At 62.6% G+C, this 16786-nt stretch carries 16 protein-coding genes and 2 tRNA genes; 7 read left to right on the top strand and 11 right to left on the bottom strand.

Annotated elements, in window-relative coordinates:
* The first annotated feature begins 272 nt into the window (after positions 1–272).
* A complete protein-coding gene (locus ACX80G_RS08410; protein WP_459307191.1) occupies positions 273–1595 on the top strand; it encodes a serine/threonine-protein kinase in 1323 nt (440 codons plus the stop codon).
* A 74-nt stretch (positions 1596–1669) separates the two neighbouring features.
* On the opposite strand, the gene ACX80G_RS08405 is transcribed toward ACX80G_RS08410, so the two are convergent.
* Positions 1670–1804, bottom strand: a complete 135-nt coding sequence (locus ACX80G_RS08405; RefSeq protein WP_459307190.1) for a hypothetical protein — start codon at positions 1802–1804, stop codon at positions 1670–1672.
* A 193-nt stretch (positions 1805–1997) separates the two neighbouring features.
* Positions 1998–2294 (bottom strand): hypothetical protein, encoded by a 297-nt coding sequence (locus ACX80G_RS08400; protein ID WP_459307189.1) that lies wholly within the window; start codon positions 2292–2294, stop codon positions 1998–2000.
* Positions 2295–3078: 784 nt separating this feature from the next.
* Here ACX80G_RS08400 and ACX80G_RS08395 point away from each other — a divergent pair.
* Positions 3079–4077 carry a hypothetical protein gene (locus ACX80G_RS08395; RefSeq protein ID WP_459307188.1) on the top strand — a complete coding sequence of 333 codons (999 nt, stop codon included), beginning with the start codon at positions 3079–3081 and terminating at the stop codon, positions 4075–4077.
* A 126-nt stretch (positions 4078–4203) separates the two neighbouring features.
* Here ACX80G_RS08395 and ACX80G_RS08390 read toward each other — a convergent pair whose 3' ends face one another.
* The 6 genes from ACX80G_RS08390 to ACX80G_RS08365 form a co-directional block, all read right to left on the bottom strand.
* A complete protein-coding gene (locus ACX80G_RS08390; protein ID WP_459307187.1) occupies positions 4204–4833 on the bottom strand; it encodes a mycothiol-dependent nitroreductase Rv2466c family protein in 630 nt (209 codons plus the stop codon).
* 59 nt (positions 4834–4892) lie between these two features.
* On the bottom strand, positions 4893–6185 hold the full coding sequence (gene clpX / locus ACX80G_RS08385) for an ATP-dependent Clp protease ATP-binding subunit ClpX (RefSeq protein ID WP_459307186.1): 1293 nt from the start codon (positions 6183–6185) through the stop codon (positions 4893–4895).
* 163 nt (positions 6186–6348) lie between these two features.
* Complete coding sequence (locus ACX80G_RS08380; RefSeq protein WP_196840595.1) at positions 6349–7023, bottom strand: ATP-dependent Clp protease proteolytic subunit; 675 nt, start codon at positions 7021–7023, stop codon at positions 6349–6351.
* 53 nt (positions 7024–7076) lie between these two features.
* The gene (locus ACX80G_RS08375; protein ID WP_459307270.1) at positions 7077–7673 is read right to left on the bottom strand and encodes an ATP-dependent Clp protease proteolytic subunit; all 597 of its coding nucleotides are present in this window, start codon (positions 7671–7673) and stop codon (positions 7077–7079) included.
* Between the two features lie 234 nt (positions 7674–7907).
* Positions 7908–9461, bottom strand: coding sequence for a trigger factor (gene tig, locus ACX80G_RS08370; protein WP_459307184.1), 1554 nt, complete (start codon positions 9459–9461; stop codon positions 7908–7910).
* 86 nt (positions 9462–9547) lie between these two features.
* Positions 9548–9621 (bottom strand) — tRNA-Pro (locus ACX80G_RS08365).
* A 132-nt stretch (positions 9622–9753) separates the two neighbouring features.
* Between ACX80G_RS08365 and ACX80G_RS08360 the strand changes: the two genes are divergently transcribed.
* Positions 9754–9824 (top strand) — tRNA-Gly (locus tag ACX80G_RS08360).
* A gap of 61 nt (positions 9825–9885) precedes the next feature.
* On the opposite strand, the gene ACX80G_RS08355 is transcribed toward ACX80G_RS08360, so the two are convergent.
* Both ACX80G_RS08355 and ACX80G_RS08350 read right to left on the bottom strand, forming a co-directional pair.
* Complete coding sequence (locus ACX80G_RS08355; protein ID WP_459307182.1) at positions 9886–10851, bottom strand: Fpg/Nei family DNA glycosylase; 966 nt, start codon at positions 10849–10851, stop codon at positions 9886–9888.
* Positions 10851–11330, bottom strand: a complete 480-nt coding sequence (locus tag ACX80G_RS08350; RefSeq protein WP_459307180.1) for a ribose-5-phosphate isomerase — start codon at positions 11328–11330, stop codon at positions 10851–10853. Before ACX80G_RS08350 ends, ACX80G_RS08355 begins: the two co-directional genes overlap by 1 nt.
* Positions 11331–11504: 174 nt before the next feature.
* On the opposite strand from ACX80G_RS08350, the gene pepN reads away from it, so the two are divergent.
* Together pepN and ACX80G_RS08340 are read left to right on the top strand one after the other, a co-directional pair.
* The gene (pepN, locus tag ACX80G_RS08345) at positions 11505–14057 is read left to right on the top strand and encodes an aminopeptidase N (RefSeq protein ID WP_459307179.1); all 2553 of its coding nucleotides are present in this window, start codon (positions 11505–11507) and stop codon (positions 14055–14057) included.
* Positions 14058–14087: 30 nt separating this feature from the next.
* Complete coding sequence (locus ACX80G_RS08340) at positions 14088–14582, top strand: OsmC family protein (protein WP_459307178.1); 495 nt, start codon at positions 14088–14090, stop codon at positions 14580–14582.
* Here the strand turns inward: ACX80G_RS08340 and ACX80G_RS08335 are convergent.
* A complete protein-coding gene (locus ACX80G_RS08335) occupies positions 14579–15580 on the bottom strand; it encodes an NAD-dependent epimerase/dehydratase family protein (protein ID WP_459307176.1) in 1002 nt (333 codons plus the stop codon). The two genes, ACX80G_RS08340 and ACX80G_RS08335, sit on opposite strands and share 4 nt — an antisense overlap.
* Before the next feature lie 92 nt (positions 15581–15672).
* Here ACX80G_RS08335 and ACX80G_RS08330 point away from each other — a divergent pair, with 92 nt between their 5' ends.
* Together ACX80G_RS08330 and ACX80G_RS08325 are read left to right on the top strand one after the other, a co-directional pair.
* Positions 15673–16290, top strand: a complete 618-nt coding sequence (locus tag ACX80G_RS08330; protein ID WP_459307174.1) for a mechanosensitive ion channel family protein — start codon at positions 15673–15675, stop codon at positions 16288–16290.
* Positions 16287–16763 carry a globin gene (locus ACX80G_RS08325; RefSeq protein WP_459307172.1) on the top strand — a complete coding sequence of 159 codons (477 nt, stop codon included), beginning with the start codon at positions 16287–16289 and terminating at the stop codon, positions 16761–16763. Before ACX80G_RS08330 ends, ACX80G_RS08325 begins: the two co-directional genes overlap by 4 nt.
* The last annotated feature ends 23 nt before the right edge of the window (positions 16764–16786 follow it).

The raw sequence follows: 16786 nt of genomic DNA, 5'->3' as shown, positions 1-16786 counted from the left end.
CATCCTAATCCCCATCTTTGGCAGAGCAGTTCCCAGCCCGCGCCCTTCCTGATCCGCTCCCATGTCATTACTTACCTCGTCGATGTCCTCTTTCCAGCGGCGGTCGTCCCCGATGGACGCAGCCAGCCAAAGGGACAGCCACGTGGCAGGCAACGATGACACCATCAAATTGAGGGGCGGCGGATACCCGGTCGAAACGCGGTTTCCCGTCCGCCGAGCCTGGATTTCACGACGATCCAACGAAACTGACGGAACCAACTTAGACTTGGCTAATGAATAGTCGGGATGCCAATCCTGGATCCGGGGCCGAAGGCGCCTCTGGAGCAGAGGTAATGTCGCGCGGTGTATCAGCCGGCTTAATTTTGGGTGGGCGGTACAGGCTCGGCACTCCCATTGGTCAGGGCGGGATGGCATCGGTGTACCGGGCTCATGACGAGGTGCTTCACAGGGAGGTAGCCGTCAAGCTCTTCCGTGCGGGCGCAACCGAAGCCGACGAGATCGACCGACAGCAGGGCGAGGCAAGAGTCCTGGCCGGGCTAAGCCACCACAACCTGGTCACGGTCTTTGATATTGGCACAGAGACCGCAATGCTCCACCCACAAACCTACCTGGTCATGGAATTGGTTCACGGCGAGGACCTTCACCGTGCCAAATACAATGCTTCACTCACGGCTGATGAGACCGCTGCCATGGGCGCCGGAGTGGCAGACGCCCTGGCATACATTCACGGCCGCGACATAGTGCACCGGGATGTGAAGCCAGCCAACATCCTCCTCGGTAGGCGCGGGGATGCGCAGCGGGCGCGGAACCCCAAACTCACGGACTTCGGTATTGCCCGGCTGGTGGACAGCGCACGGCTGACTGCCACGGGACAATCCGTCGGCACTGCTGCCTATTTGAGCCCTGAACAGGCTGAGGGACATTCCGTAACTCCGGCCAGCGACATCTACTCTCTGGGGCTGGTACTTCTGGAGTGCCTGACGGGGGACACCGCCTTCCCGGGGCCCGCGGCAGCATCCGCGGCGGCACGGTTGTATCGCGGCCCGCAGATTCCCGCGGCGCTGGGCAACGGGTGGACCTCTCTGCTTCATGCCATGACCGCCCGGGATCCTCTGGACCGCCCCAGCGCAGCCCATATAGCGTCAGCGCTACGTTCCGTCCCCGGTTCCGGCTCTCCGCAAGCGATAGATAATGTCGATCCTAAGACACCAGATCCAGAGACCATTTCAACGATGGGGGGAACTTCTGCCCTCCGACAAGGTTTCGCGTTGCAGGATGGCCAGTCGACTTCAGCCATACCCGCCGCCAATCGGACAGGTAAATTACCTTCGCATTCGCTCATCACCGGACAAAACAACGACCCGGCGCAGCCGGGCAGGACGCAGGGCCTGCCAAGGCAGCGCCGCAAACCGAGGGCCGCCCAATGGGCTCTGATCGCTCTCATCCTGACAGTGGCGCTGCTGGTTATGGCTCTCATGGTTGTGCCTAATTTGAACATAGGATCAGGGCCCACACCGGTTCCCGTTGACTATCCGGCAACCCCTGGAGAACTCGGGGATCTGCTGCAGGAGCTACAGGACAGTGTGGCGCCCTAATGAAAATTACTCGATTCCGAAGTCGCACCTTGGCTGTGGCTCTCTGCGTGGCTTTGGTCAGTGGCTGCAGTGCTTCAGAGGGTTATAGCCCAGAGGTCGCCCGACAGCTCCAATCTGAGGTGCTCGCCGTCACCCAGCTCTCTGTCGACGAAGACTACGAAGAAGCCCTCAGCGTTGTGGATGATCTGAGCGTCCGTTTGGACATCCACGCGTCTGATGGGTCCGTTTCAACCGACCGGCGGCAACGCATCGAGGACGCCCTCACCGCCCTCCGCACCTACCTCGAAGCTCGGGCTGGCGACCAATCTGATCCAACCCAACCTGCACCAAAACCGCAGACACCACCGCCGTCACCGAAGGAATCCGCGCCTGCACCTCGAGAACTAATTCCTTCATTCCCTGCTACCCCTGCCCCACAGGGTCCGGCTCCGGGTCCGGGTCCGGGTGCACCAGCGCCACAGCCGCCCGTTGAACCGCTGCCAAACGAACCACAGCCGCCGTCACAGCAGCCCATTGAGCCACCGGCGAGTGAACCACCGCCGCTTGAGCCGCCAGGGACCGAACCACCGGCGCTTGAACCACCGCCGCTCCCGCTGCCGCCCACTGAACCACCGCCGCTCCCGCCGCCGCCCACTGAACCACCGCCGCTCCCGCCGCCCATAGAACCACCGCCGCTCCCGCCGCCGCCCATAGAACCACCGCCGCTCCCGCCGCCGCCCATTGAACCTCCGCCGCTCCCTGGTCCTTGAGTTAACCGTGGGTGCAATAAACGGTTCCAGGCAGGTCATCCGAAGGTTGATGTGAGCGACGCGTGAGGCAGCGTGATCCACATATCCTGGTAGAAATCTTCGTCACGCCAGCCTGGTAACTAGCCCCATTACCCGAAAGACCCGGGGCTTGACAAACTTCCATCCCCCGCCGCGCGGATCAGTCCCGCTCTTGTGAAGGCCTGATTCGGGTGGTGGGGGAAGAACGCCAGGAGTTCATATTGGCGCACAGTGACGGTCACCGCGGCGACGTCACCTTGTATAGTCCGGATGGCCGGGTCCAGTAGAAATTGTCCGCATCTGACCGCCGGTTCCGGTCGTACTGCGCGACGCAGTGCGGAACCTACCCGTAACCGCCTGCATGCCTCAGCACCGTCGAGCCCCGAAACCGTGCGATCCAGGATGACCAGGTTAGGCCACCGTTCCTCAACAAACGACGCGCAGCAAGTCCATCCGCGGTGACCGAAAGTCGCCGCGGTGGTGCCACCCCGTCACCATAGCGAGCGAAGACCCTTACTGGCGTCACAGGACTGTAAGGTCCGCCACTGGATAGCGGGCCTAGATTTGATGCATCCCCCCAATCAAGGAGCTGAATCCCATGTCTAACCAACCCAGCCACAGCATTACAGCGGGACCCATGAGCGTCCCGATGCGCGTCGCGGCGGAAGCGCTCGAACACCCGAAAGAATCTGGGCATCATCGCTCTCGGTGCAGCAATGGCGTTGGTTCCGGCTGGCTCGCCCGCGGTCGCCGGAGGCGCTGAGCTTTTCCTGGACAGCGCCATCGCGGTGGACAGCGCCAACGGCACCGTCACGCTACCGCTCCTTGAAGGCCGCCACGACGGGGCAGTCGTCTGGTACGTCGCCACCGAATCATCCGACAAGAGGGACGCGGAACGCCGCGGAATCAACCATGCCGGGTCGCTCGTCAACACCTTGGGCACCAAGGCTGTACAGCATGCGCCGCGGGTGAACGGGCTACTCCACTTCACGGGCACTGTGGACTTCAGCCCGACCCGAATTGCAGTGCCCGGACCGGATGCCTTCCCACCGGCCACAGTTCAGGCCGGAGCGGTGGGAGATGCCGACTACAGCCCGCTTGTGACTCCCGACGGACGCACGGTGCTGAACGCTACACAGGTAGCTAACGCTTCAGGAATCCATGATGCCATCGCGCCTAACGGGCTTGACATCGCGAAACGCCGAGTCACGCTCAAGACCCTGAACGGTTTCTACGAAGGCAACAGGGTGCAATACCTTCACCAGGACGCGTCAATTGAACTTGTTGCGGCGCTCGAAGGATCCACGTGGGCACCTAACCTCGACTTCGCGCCGGGGTTGGCCACCTTCGACCGCGATACATCCGCTCGCGCTGCGATTATCCCCATCGTGAACGGCCCCCGAGGGGCCGGGAACCCTCAGCGCCAAGGACTTCAATCGGCTGTCGCCGGTGAGGGTGATCCGTTGAACATTACCCAGGTAGTGCCTGGAGATAACGACTACACCCCCATCTGGGATGTAACGCCCGCCCTATGGACGCAACAAGCCATTGAGGACGGTCAACGGATACGGCTGAAGGATCATGACGAGGTTGCGAATCTCTTTCAGGCAGGCCTTCTGACAAGCGCCGGAGCAGGACCGGCCAACAAATCGTTGAACGGTCTCCGGGCCCTGCCAGGGATCTCCAACTGTCCGGTGGTGATCGAACTCGACTGAGGACCCACAGGGCGTTTCCCCCACCCGGGAAACGCTCCGTGAGGGGGCTCGACCACTAAAGAGATCACGGTTGCTACACAAATCCCTGCGGTCCGTGTCCCGAGGCTGTTGCTTTGTTGGGCACTGTTAGTCGAAGACTGGGTCCTCGGTGCGTGAGCGCTTCAGTTCGAAGAATTCAGGGAACTCGGCGAGCATCACCGCGCCGTCGAAGACGCGACCAGCGGCCTCGCCGCGGGGAATACGGGTCAGCACTGGCCCGAAGAACGCCGTGCCGTTGAATGCGACAACTGGGGTTCCAACCTCGTCCCCGACCCGGTCGATTCCGTCCTGATGGGACGCGCGAAGCTGCGAGTCGTATTCGTCGCTCGTCGCGTAGGCGGCCAGCTCGGCGGGAAGACCGACCTCTTCAAGGGATTCGCTGATGACTGCAGCGAAGTCCTCATTCTTGCCTTGGTGGATCCGGGTGCCCATGGCGTCGTACAGCCTTTTGATGTTGTCGTTGCCGTGGAGTTCAGCGGCAGCGATGATGACGCGCACCGGCCCGTAGGCCCGCTTCATCAACCCTTGGTATTCCTCAGGGAGATCCCGGCCGGCGTTAAGGACGGCGAGGCTCATGACATGCCAGTCGACCGTGATGCTGCGGACCTTTTCCACTTCTTCGATCCACCGTGAGGTTACCCAGGCGAAGGGACACACGGGATCGAACCAAAAATCGGCCTTCTGGACATTGTTTGAGGGAGAAATCGTTTCAGTCATATTCCGTACAACCTGAGCGGGCGCCGGGCTATTCCGCCCTGTCGGGTGGAGGATACCGGTCAGGCTGACTTGTTCCGGCGTTTCGCGACGACGTCGTGCGAGATCAACGTGGGCTCCACCTTTTTGCCGACCACTGCCTCAGTGATGACCACCGTGGCGATGTCGTCCCGGCTTGGCAGGTCGAACATCACCGGCTGGAGGACTTCCTCCATGATGGCCCGCAGACCTCGGGCCCCGGTACCACGTTCAAGGGCCTGATCGGCGATCGCCTCAAGTGCCTTCGGCTCGAAGGTCAGTTCGACGCCGTCGAGCATGAACATCTTCTGGAACTGCTTGATAAGGGCGTTCTTGGGTTCGGTCAGAATCTGCATCAGCGATTTCTGGTCCAGGCTGGTCACCGTGGTGATCACCGGCAACCTGCCGATGAACTCGGGGATCAACCCGAACTTAAGCAGATCCTCGGGCATCACATCGCCGTAGCTGACCTCCTCGCTCTTCAATGAACTCAGCGGAGCGCCGAAACCGATTCCCTTGCGGCCCGCCCGGGAGCCGATGATCTCTTCCAGCCCCGCAAAGGCGCCGGCGACGATGAACAGCACGTTAGTGGTGTCAATCTGGATGAATTCCTGATGCGGGTGTTTGCGGCCACCCTGGGGTGGCACAGAGGCGACTGTACCCTCAAGGATCTTCAGCAGGGCCTGTTGAACGCCCTCGCCCGACACGTCCCGGGTGATTGACGGGTTCTCACTCTTGCGCGAGATCTTGTCGATTTCGTCGATGTAGATGATGCCCTGCTCAGCCTTCTTGACGTCATAGTCAGCGGCCTGGATGAGCTTCAAAAGGATGTTCTCGACATCTTCGCCGACATATCCGGCTTCGGTGAGCGCGGTTGCGTCGGCTACCGCGAAGGGGACGTTCAAGCGGCGGGCAAGTGTCTGCGCGAGGTAGGTCTTACCGCAACCGGTAGGACCGATCAGAAGAATGTTCGACTTGGCGATCTCGACGTCTTCGGTGGGCACCGCATCGGCAAGATTTCCGGTGGTGCGGGGGGCGTGTCCGGACTGGATCCGCTTGTAATGGTTGTAGACGGCGACGGCGAGGGACCGCTTGGCGGGTTCCTGACCGATGACGTATTCCTGGAGAAAGTCGAAGATCTCGCGGGGCTTTGGTAGCTCGAAGGTCCCGAGGTCAGCGACCTCGGACAGCTCTTCCTCGATGATCTCGTTGCAGAGGTCGATGCATTCATCGCAGATGTAGACGCCAGGTCCGGCAATAAGTTTCCGGACCTGCTTCTGGCTTTTCCCACAGAAAGAGCACTTCAGCAGGTCTGTGCTCTCACCAATGCGAGCCATGTGTCAGTCCCCTTACGTGGATCTGTTGTGTAGACAGCGGAGTCCCCGGGCAAGCGGGATCCCGCTTACCCCACTCTAGGACAATCGGGGCTGCTAATCAGCATCACAAGGCCCGTGGTGCTGATTGTGTCGCACCACGGGCCCGGTCCTCGGCGAGAGGATACTAGGGCTTGTTGATCTTCGGAGGCGTCATCTTGCGGGAGGTCAGGACCTCGTCCACCAGCCCGTACGCTTTGGCATCGGCGGCGGTGAGAATCTTGTCACGCTCGATGTCGATGTTGACCTGCTCGGAACTCTTCCCGCTGTGTAGCGCCAGCGTGTCTTCCAACCAGGTGCGCATCCGCATGACCTCGTTTGCCTGGATCTCAAGATCCGATGCCTGTCCGCCCTGGCCACCCCCGAGTGCCGGCTGATGGATCAGGACGCGGGCATTGGGAAGTGCGAGCCGCTTGCCGGGGGCGCCGGCCGCCAGCAGCACTGCTGCCGCACTCGCTGCCTGTCCCAGGCAGACCGTCTGGATTTCAGGGCGGATGAACTGCATCGTGTCGTAGATGGCCGTCATGGCCGTGAACGATCCGCCCGGCGAGTTGATGTAGAGCGTGATGTCGCGTTCCGGATCGGTCGACTCGAGGACCAGCAGCTGGGCCATGACATCGTCAGCGGATGCGTCGTCGACCTGGACGCCGAGGAAGATAATGCGATCCTCGAAGAGCTTGGTGTAGGGGTCCTGGCGCTTGAACCCGTAGGGGGTACGCTCTTCAAACTGGGGAAGGACGTAGCGGTTGGACGGCATCTGGGGTGCGGTGCCGCCTGCTGCGGCTCCAAAATTGTGGTTCATGGTGTCTCCTGGGTGGTCTCTGCTGAGGTGGGTAGGGGCGCAGGCCGCGATGGTTAGTCGCGCTGCGTGCCGCCGCCGCCCGATACCGAGTTGGCATGCGCAGCGATCTTGTCGAAGAAGCCGTATTCGAGGCCTTCCTGAGCAGTGAACCACTTGTCGCGGTCGTTGTCCTTCAGGATTTTCTCGACCGTCTGCCCGGTCTGCTCAGCGGTGAGCTCAGCCATCACCCGCTTCATGTGAAGGATCAGTTCTGCCTGGATCCTGATGTCGGAGGCGGTGCCGCCGATACCGCCGGAGGGCTGGTGCATCAGGACACGGGCGTGTGGGGTGGCGTAGCGCTTGCCTTTGGTGCCCGAGGACAGGAGGAACTGACCCATCGACGCGGCTAACCCGGTGGCGACGGTGACGACGTCGTTGGGGATGAACTGCATGGTGTCGTAGATCGCCATCCCCGCGGTAACGGATCCGCCGGGTGAGTTGATGTAAAGGAAGATGTCCTTATCAGGATCCTCGGCCGACAACAACAACAGCTGGGAGCAAATGGCGTTGGCGTTGTCGTCCCTGACCTCGGAGCCGAGCCAGATAATGCGCTCCTTCAGGAGCCGGTTATAGATGTAGTCATCGCGGCCTGCTGGGTCTACGGTCGCCATGGTCGGGGTGGTGGGTTCGATTGCCATTGGAAGTTAGCCTCTCACTCTGGTTGGTCTGCCGGGTGCCGGCAGCCGACCGTTTATCTCTCATTGGACAGTAACTTGTTTGAGGGTTCGTTTGATCCCGCTGCGGAGGCTGTTCGCTGACGGCGCACCAGCGCGGGCGCCCGGCAACTTAACGGCTAAGGGCCGCCCTCCCTGCGGGAAGACGGCCCTCGATCGTGAAGTGTGAGACTACGCCTTGCTGGACTCTTCGTCAGCTGCGGGCGTGGCCTTTGCAGGCTTCTTGGTGGCTGCTTTCTTGGCGGCGGGTGCTTCGGCCGCAGCGGTCTTCGCCGCAGGCTTCTTCCCGGCTGCAGGCTTCTTCCCGGCTTCTGGCTTCTTCCCGGCAACCGTCTTCTTCTCGGCGGCAGGCTTCTTTTCGGCTGCTGCCGTGGCCTTCGCCGGCTTTTTTGCGGGAGCCGAATCGTCGGCAGGAGCGTCGTCGGCTTCGTCGCCGGCACGAACGAAGTCGCTCAGGTCGACAACCGCACCGGAGCTGTCCTTCACCACGGCGAGTTCCAGCACCTTGGCGAGTGCCTTGCGACGACGGACTTCTCCGACGATCATCGGAACCTGGCCGCTCTGATCGAGCATCTGGGCGAACTGGTTTGGCTCCATGCCGTACTGACCCGCGGTCGAGACGATGTAGTCGATCAGCTCAGGCTGGCTGACACCGATTTCTTCCTTCTCGGCGATCGCGTCAAGGATCATTTCGTTGCGGAACGCCTGCTCGGTGTTCTCGCGGATTTCGGCGCGGTGCTCTTCGGTGTCGTGGCCCTCAGCGTTGGCGTGGGCGCTTTCACCGGTGAAGTGCTGCTCCAGCTGGTCATCGATGAACGCTGCCGGAACCGGCACTTCGATGAGCTCGATCAGCTTTTCGAGAACCAGATCGCGGGCTTCGACGCCCTGCCCCTCAATCTTCTCATCGGCTGCACGTTTGGTGAGGTCGGCCCGCAGCTCAGCAATGGTGTCGAATTCGCTGGCAAGCTGGGCGAAGTCGTCGTTCGCTTCAGGCAGTTCGCGTTCCTTGACTGCCGATACCTCAACCTTGATCTGGGCATCGCTGCCGGCGTTGTCGCCGCGGGCCAAGGTGGTTTCAAAGATTGCGTCCTCGTCAGCGCTCAGACCTGTGACTGCTTCATCCATGCCTTCGAGCATGGTGCCGGAGCCAACCTGGTACGAAACGTCCTGGGCTGCGTCAACCTGCTCGCCGTCGACGGTTGCGACCAGGCTCAGGGTAAGGAAGTCTCCGTCAGCGGCGGGACGATCAACGGCGGTCAAGGTTCCGAACCGGCCGCGCAGCTCATCGAGCGCCTTGTCGACGTCGACGTCGGACGCCTCGGCGGCTTCGACAATTACCTCGAGGCCTGAATATTCGGGGAGGGTGATATCTGGGCGAACGTCCAGCTCGACAGTGAACAGGAGCTGTCCATCCTTGGCTGCGGGGTCTGGCACCTCAGTGATCTCTACCTCGGGGCGGGTCAGGGGCCGGATGCCGCTTTCCTGGACGGCGCTCTGGTAGAAGTCATTCAAGCCGTCGTTGATGGCAGTCTCGATGACGTAGCCGCGACCTACACGCTGATCAATCAGCTGGTTGGGGACACGTCCTTTGCGAAAGCCCGGTACCTGGACCTGGGCGGAGATGGTCTTGTAAGCCGCATCAATGTTGGGCTTGAGCTCCTCGAACGGGATCTCCACATTTAGCTTCACTCGCGTGGGAGTGAGGTTTTCGACAGCGCTCTTCACGGCGTAGTACTCCTGAATGATTGAAGATGATGACCACACGGCGTCCGTGGATCTACCGGATAGGTATCCGCGGCGATTATGCAGAGTCGGGGTGACAGGAGTTGAACCTGCGACTTCCTGCTCCCAAAGCAGGCGCTCTACCAAGCTGAGCTACACCCCGTGAGTGCAGCCATTAGTCTACGTAAATTTTGCTCCAGTTGCACATTTGGCTAAACGGCACTGCCTGTGATGTAGTTATAGGCGTTCCGACGCTCTGGGCAACTCCTGTAGTCACTAATATGCTCAGGTTCTCGGGGATGTAGCTTAGTGGTAAAGCCTCAGTTTTCCAAACTGATGATGCGGGTTCGATTCCCGTCATCCCCTCGCATCGGCCAAAGAAAAGCACCCCGCCCTTCGGCGCCGGGTGCTTTTTTGTCAAAGGCCGTCAGGGAGCCTGGCATGCAGGACACCAGTACAGCTTTCGGGTAGCTAGCTCGGTAACCGCCACTGACGTGCCGCACCGACGGCAGGGCAACCCCGCCCGGCCGTAGACATAGTGGGCGTCCTCGCGCTTGACACGGGACGACGACGAGGAACGGTCCGCTGCCGCCGTGGTGATGATCCGTCCGGCACGCACCCCGCCCCTCATGATCTGGACGATGTCCTCCCATAGAACCGTTGCTTCCTGAGTGCTGATCGATTTTCCCGGGCGCCACGGGTCCAATCGTTGCCTGAATAGCGCTTCAGCCCGATAGATGTTCCCGACCCCTGCAATCACGGCCTGGTTCATCAGCAGCAGGCCTACCGGGCTGGCGCTCTTGCGCAGGCCGGACGCGAACTCAGTGACGTCGTCGTGGGCTCGAACGCTGCCACCGGCACTGCTCCTGCCGCGACCCGCGGCGGCGCTGTTCTGGCCGCCGAGGGGGTCAGGGCCGAGCCGCGCGACGACGGCATCCCGCTCGGGCTCGGTGATCACCTCACATGCTGTCGGGCCGCGCAGATCGGCCCAGCCGAAATCACTGACGAGGCGCAGGCGGACCGCTCCAACCGGGGCTGGCGGCCCGCTGTAGTCGGCGTCCGGGGCGCCCGCCAGTTCCTGTTCCCCTACCTTGCGGGGCGCTCCGATGCTTGAGGCGCCCATGCAGGATGTGTCGCCGCCGAAGCTCCATGCCCCGTACAGCCCCAGATGCACCCGCAGGAAGATGGGCGGGGTTGGACTTTCGTCGGGGGCATCAGCGAACTCGACGAATAACTGTTTCCCGTGGGCTGCGGCGCGAGTCAGTACGCGCCCATCGAGTCCGGCTGCGCCCGCGGCAAACCGCCCCTGCGGGCTCGACGCAGCCACGCGGTGTCCGCCGAAAACGGACGACAGCTGCAACGCCAACCGGTGAATCGAATGGCCTTCAGGCATCAGGGTTGCCGGTCGACGCTGCCGGTGGTCTCATAGGCGGCGATCTGGCCGATCCGGCGGATGTGACGGTCGGCCTCGCTGAACGGCTCCGCGAGGAACGCCTCGACAATCAGTGTTGCCTCGTCCACCGAGTGTTGCCGTCCGCCCACGGCCACCACATTGGCGTCGTTGTGCTGACGTGCCAGCTTCGCGGTGTCCAGGCTCCAGGCCAGGGCCGCACGGATTCCCCGCACCTTGTTGGCCGCCATCTGCTCGCCGTTGCCTGATCCGCCCAGCACAATGCCCAGCGCGTCGCGGCCTGCCTGCTGGTCGATGACTACCGCCCGGGCTGCGTTGATGCAGAATCCCGGGTAGTCATCCTCGGCGTCGTAAGCCTGGGGCCCATGATCAACAACCTCGTGACCAGAGCGGCGCAGGTGCTCGATCAGGTGGGCACTGAGCTCCATGCCAGCGTGGTCAGTGGCGATGTGAACGCGCATGAAATGTCCGTTTCGAAGGGGTAGGTGTGCTGTTAAGACTACTTCCTGGCTAAGGGTGCTCGTTTGCCGCGGGTGGTGAAAGAATGGCTGTGCTGCGTAAGCTGCATCACAGACGACGCCCGCCACCCGCAGGGCATCAGCCACCGTTTTCCGAAAGGCATCACCTTGCCAGGCATGAATCTGACGCGCGACGAGGCACGAACCCGCGCCGACATCTTAACAGTCACCTCCTACGAGATCGCTCTGGACCTCACCCGCGGTGACACTACCTTCGGTTCCAGGACAGTAGTGAAGTTCGAGGCCACCGACGGCGCCTCAACGTTCATCGACGCTGTCACGGACAAGGTGTCGCTGGTGACATTGAACGGCGCCGAGCTGGATCCAGCCGAGGTCTCCGACGGGATCCGCATCCAGCTGCCCCGTCTGGCCGCCTCCAATGAGCTGGTCATCGACGCCGACATGCTCTACATGAATACCGGCGAGGGCCTGCACCGCTTCGTTGACCCGGTAGACAACGAGGTCTACCTCTACACCCAGTTCGAGGTCCCGGACTCGCGGCGTGTTTTCGCCGTCTTCGAGCAGCCGGACCTCAAAGCGACCTTCAGCTTCACTGTGACAGCGCCGTCGCACTGGGACATCATCTCCAACTCCCCCACTCCCGCTGCGGTGGACGCAGGCTTGGCCGCCGACGGCGGCGCCACGGCCATCTGGTCCTTCGAACCCACCCCTATGCTGTCCTCCTACGTCACAGCACTGATTGCGGGGCCCTACCAGTCGGTGCGCAGCGAACTCACCAGCTCCGATGGACGGGTCATTCCCCTGGGTGTGTTTGCCCGAAAGTCCCTCATGCAGCACCTCGATGCAGAAAACATTTTTGCTCTGACCCGCAAGGGCTTTGCCTTCTTCGAGGAGCAATTCGGCACTCCCTACCCGTTCGCCAAGTACGACCAGCTCTTTGTCCCCGAGTTCAACGCCGGCGCCATGGAGAACGCCGGCGCTGTGACGTTCCTGGAGAGCTACGTCTTCAGGTCCCGGGTCGCTGATGCGACAGTCGAACGCCGGGCCATCACCATCCTGCACGAGCTGGCCCACATGTGGTTCGGCGACCTGGTGACCATGCGCTGGTGGAACGATCTGTGGCTGAACGAATCGTTCGCCGAGTTCATGTCCACCCTCGCCGCCGCCGAGGCCACCGAGTTCAAGCAGTCGTGGACCACATTCGCCTCACTGGAGAAGGCCTGGGCCTACCGTCAGGATCAGCTTCCCTCCACCCACCCGATCGTCGCAAAGATCAACGATCTGGAAGACGTCCAGGTCAACTTCGACGGCATCACCTACGCCAAGGGTGCCTCGGTACTCAAGCAGTTGGTGGCCTGGGTGGGCCAGGACAAGTTCATGGAAGGCGTCAGGGAATACTTCGGCAAGCACTCCTGGAAGAACACCGAGCTCGTCGATCTTCTCTCCGAGCTGGAGCGGGCCAGCGGTCGCGATCTGAAGGGGTGGTCGGCCTTGTGGCTGGAAACAGCAGGCGTGAACACCCTGCGTCCGCAACTGACGACCGACGACGACGGCGCCATCACCAGTTTCGCCGTGCTCCAGTCGGCGGTGGCAGAGTACCCCACCATCCGCCCGCACCGGCTCGCGATCGGCTTTTACACGCTCGACGCCGACGGGAAACTGCAGCGCACCGACCGGGTGGAGCTTGACGTCGACGGCGAACGCACCGACGTGCCGGAGTTGGTGGGGCGCACCCGCCCCGACCTGGTACTGCTCAACGACGACGACCTGGCCTACGCCAAGATCCGCCTCGACGAGGTGTCGCTCCGCACGGCTACCCACCATCTCAAAGACATCAACGACTCGCTTCCCCGCACCCTGGTGTGGGCCTCCGCCTGGGATGCAGCCCGCGACGGTGAGACCCCCGCACGGAACTATGTGGAGCTGATCCTGCAGAACATCGGCTCGGAATCCGACTCATCAGTCATGCTGGTGCTGCTGCGCCAGCTCGCCGCTACCCTCGCCTTCTACGTAAACCCCACCGACCGGTCAGCCATGACCGTGGCGGCCGCCGACAGCCTCTGGAAACTCGCCCAGAGTGCCGACGCCGGTTCGGATGCCCAGCTGCAGTTCGTCAAGGCATTCGCCGGACATGCCCAGACCGACGCCCATCTCGATTCGATCGAAGCGATCTTCACCGGCTTCGCAGTTCCGGAGGCTCTGGAGATCGACGCCGACCTGCGCTGGGAACTGGTGTCATCGCTGGTCGCTGGTGGCAGGTTTGCGCAGCCGGAGATCGACGCGGAACTGGAACGCGATGCGACGGCAACCGGACAACTCGCAGCTGTCCAGGCAACGGCAGCCATCCCGACGCCTGAGGCGAAGGCAGAGGCCTGGCACACTATTGTTGAGCGCTCAGACATGCCGAACGCAGCCCAGCGGTCAGCAATTGCCGGGTTCATGCGCGTCCATGACCCAGCGGTACTCGCGCCGTTTGTTGACCTGTACTTTGCTGCGGCGCAGGATATCTGGGCCAGCCGGACCCACGAGATCGCCCAGCAGATCATCGTCGGCTTGTATCCGTCCCGGTTGACCACCCAGGACACCCTCGACAAGTCGTCGGCTTTCCTTGCCGCGCTCGACGCGGGAAGTACCTCCCTGCGCCGGCTGATCCTGGAGAGCCAGGACGGAATTGCGCGCGCTCTCAAAGCTCAGGCCGTAGACCGGTAAAACAGGTGGTTTGGGGTGTAGTTTTGAGCCATGAACCTCTCCGAGCATCACTATCGGGTAGACGTCACCTGGACCGGTAATCACGGCGAAGGGACCCGTTCGTACCGCGGCTACGGCCGGGAACACGAGGTGTCTGCCGCGGGTCCGCCGGTGCTGCTGGGCACGGCTGACCCCACGTTTCATGGGGCCAAAGACAGATGGAACCCTGAGCAGTTGCTGCTTGCCGCGTTATCCCAGTGCCACATGCTGGCCTACCTCCATATGGCGGTGAAGCACGGTGTGGTGGTGACTGCCTATGAGGACGCTGCCGTCGGCACCATGCGGTTGAACGCCGACGGTAGCGGTGAGTTCCTCAGTGTTACCCTCAAGCCGCGGGTGACGATCACCGACCAGCTGGCGAAGTACACGGCTCAGGCCATCCACCGGGACGCCGCAGCATCGTGCTTCATTGCGCGGTCAGTGAATTTCCCGGTCAACCATGAGCCGGTCGTGGTGGTCGCCGAGGACGCACAGCAGCACGCCTAGTGCCCCTTGCTGTGCCCCGTCTGGTGCCACTGGGCGAGGAGCCGGGACTCGGCGTCGGGCTTCAGCCCCGACTTTCGCTCGCGGGCGAGCCCACGACGTCGTTCGTCCTGCAGCACCCGGGCAATAGTGTCCTGAACGGGCCGCTGGTGAAGTCCTTCGGCCAGGGCGGCCTTGACCGATCGGGCACCATGGCCCTCATAGCCTTCCGGCAGCCAGTGCGGCAAGGAGTCCGGTCCAGTCCAGTAGCCCACCCCGTGGTCGACCAGCCACCCGGGTTCGACCGACGTGAGCGAGCCGTTGAACCCGACCTGCGCTGCGGTGATGGCGATCAGGTCCCCAAACCTCACTGCCGGCCCCACAGTGTTGAACACTCCGGTCAGCCGCCGGTCTGCGGCCGCGATGAGCCATTCAGCGAGGTCGTCCAGGTCGATGGTCTGGGTAAAAGCGTCTTGGATGGCCGGGACCAGCACCTCGCCTCCGCGCGCCAGCCGGGCCGGCCAGTACCCGAACCGGTCGCTGCCATCTCCCGGGCCACAGATCAAACCCGGACGGGCGATCAGCACCTGCCCTTCCCGGTGCTGCTGGCACAGTTGCTCGCACGCCACCTTCGCCTCGCCGTAGGATTCGCTCGGAGCGGGGCCGTCGTCGTCGTACCCGGTCAACAGCGCCGCTGACTCGTCCCCGCCGGGCACCGTGTTGTCCGCGTAGACGGAGCAACTTGAGACGTACACCCAGTGCCTGGTCCGAGCAGTGAGCGCTTCGAGGGCTTCCCTGACCTGGCGGGGCTGCCACGACACCTCGATCACGGCATCCCAATCCCGATCGACGTCGGCGTACGGGGTGGGGCCGTCCCGGTCAGCCCTCACGAATACAGCCCCGTCCGGCGGGCCCGACCAGGTCCCCCGGGCCAGACAGGTGACCTGGTGCCCCAGGCCAAGAGCCGATTCGGCAATCCGCCGGGAGAGAAATACTGTACCGCCGAGGATCAGGATGCGCATCGGCTCAGCCTACGGCGCTAGCCTAGGAGCAGACACCCTTTCCGCCGCTGGCGGAGAGAAACCCCGTTTGTGAAGGAAATGGTCACGCCCCCATGCAGTCGCCCGCCCAGATTGGTTTAGGAGATCAGCTACTTAATGTCGCCGTCATTCTCGTGGCGGGGCTGGTGCTGTGGCTGGTGGTCCGCTTCGTCATTAACCGGATGGTCCGGCGGGTGCGCAGCGGATCGGATCTATTCAAGAAGCCGCACTTCAAGTGGGCGCAACCGGTGCTTCGCACTCTGGACCACAAGCGGCGGGTCCAGCGCACCGAGACGATCGGGGCGCTCCTGCGCAGTGTCTCAGGGCTCACCATTGCGGTCATCGCCATCATGATGGCCCTGCAGGCGCTGGGAGTGGACATCGGTCCCATCCTCGCCAGCGTGGGAATCGTGGGTATCGCCATCGGTTTCGGGGCCCGCGAAATCATCAGGGACGCGTTTCTCGGATTCTTCATCACCCTTGAGGACCAGTACGGAATTGGCGACACGATCGAGGTGGGCGACACGGTAGGGGTGGTGCAGTCGGTCGGACTACGGATTACCCGCCTGATCGACGACAATGGCGCCATCTGGTACATCCGCAACGGGGACATCATGAAGGTGGGCAACCGTTCGCAGGGAGACTATGTTGCCCCGGCAGTTGTCACCGAACCGACAGGAGACCAACCATGACCACGCCTGGAAACACCGAGGGCATTCCCATCCCCTCCCGCTTCGGGGAGCCGCTCGCCAAACTGACGCCGGTGGGACCGCGTTTCGACCAGCCTGCCTACACCGACAACTTTTATGCGGCAGTCGGCGGCCATCCGGTGTTCGTGAAACTCGTTGATGCCTTCTACGATGGCGTCGCTAACGATGCGCTCTTGCGTCCCATGTACCCGGAAGAGGACCTCGGGCCCGCGAAGGAACGCCTGCTGATGTTCCTTGAACAGTACTGGGGCGGCCCGAAGACCTACGGCGATCAGCGAGGTCATCCCCGCCTGCGGATGCGGCATATGCCGTTCACCGTGTCGCCGCAGGCACGCGACCGCTGGTTGACGCATATGCGTGCTGCCGTCGACTCACTGGGGCTGACACCCCTCCACGAAGCGACCCTGTGGGACTACCTCGAGCGGGCGGCTCACTCGATGGTCAACTCCGCCTAACGGTTGCTGGTCTCCCGTGCGGG

The sequence above is a fragment of the Arthrobacter glycogeni genome, assembly GCF_054510815.1.
The sequence above is the reverse complement of the archived record's forward strand: the minus strand, read 5'-3'. Positions and strand labels throughout refer to the sequence as shown.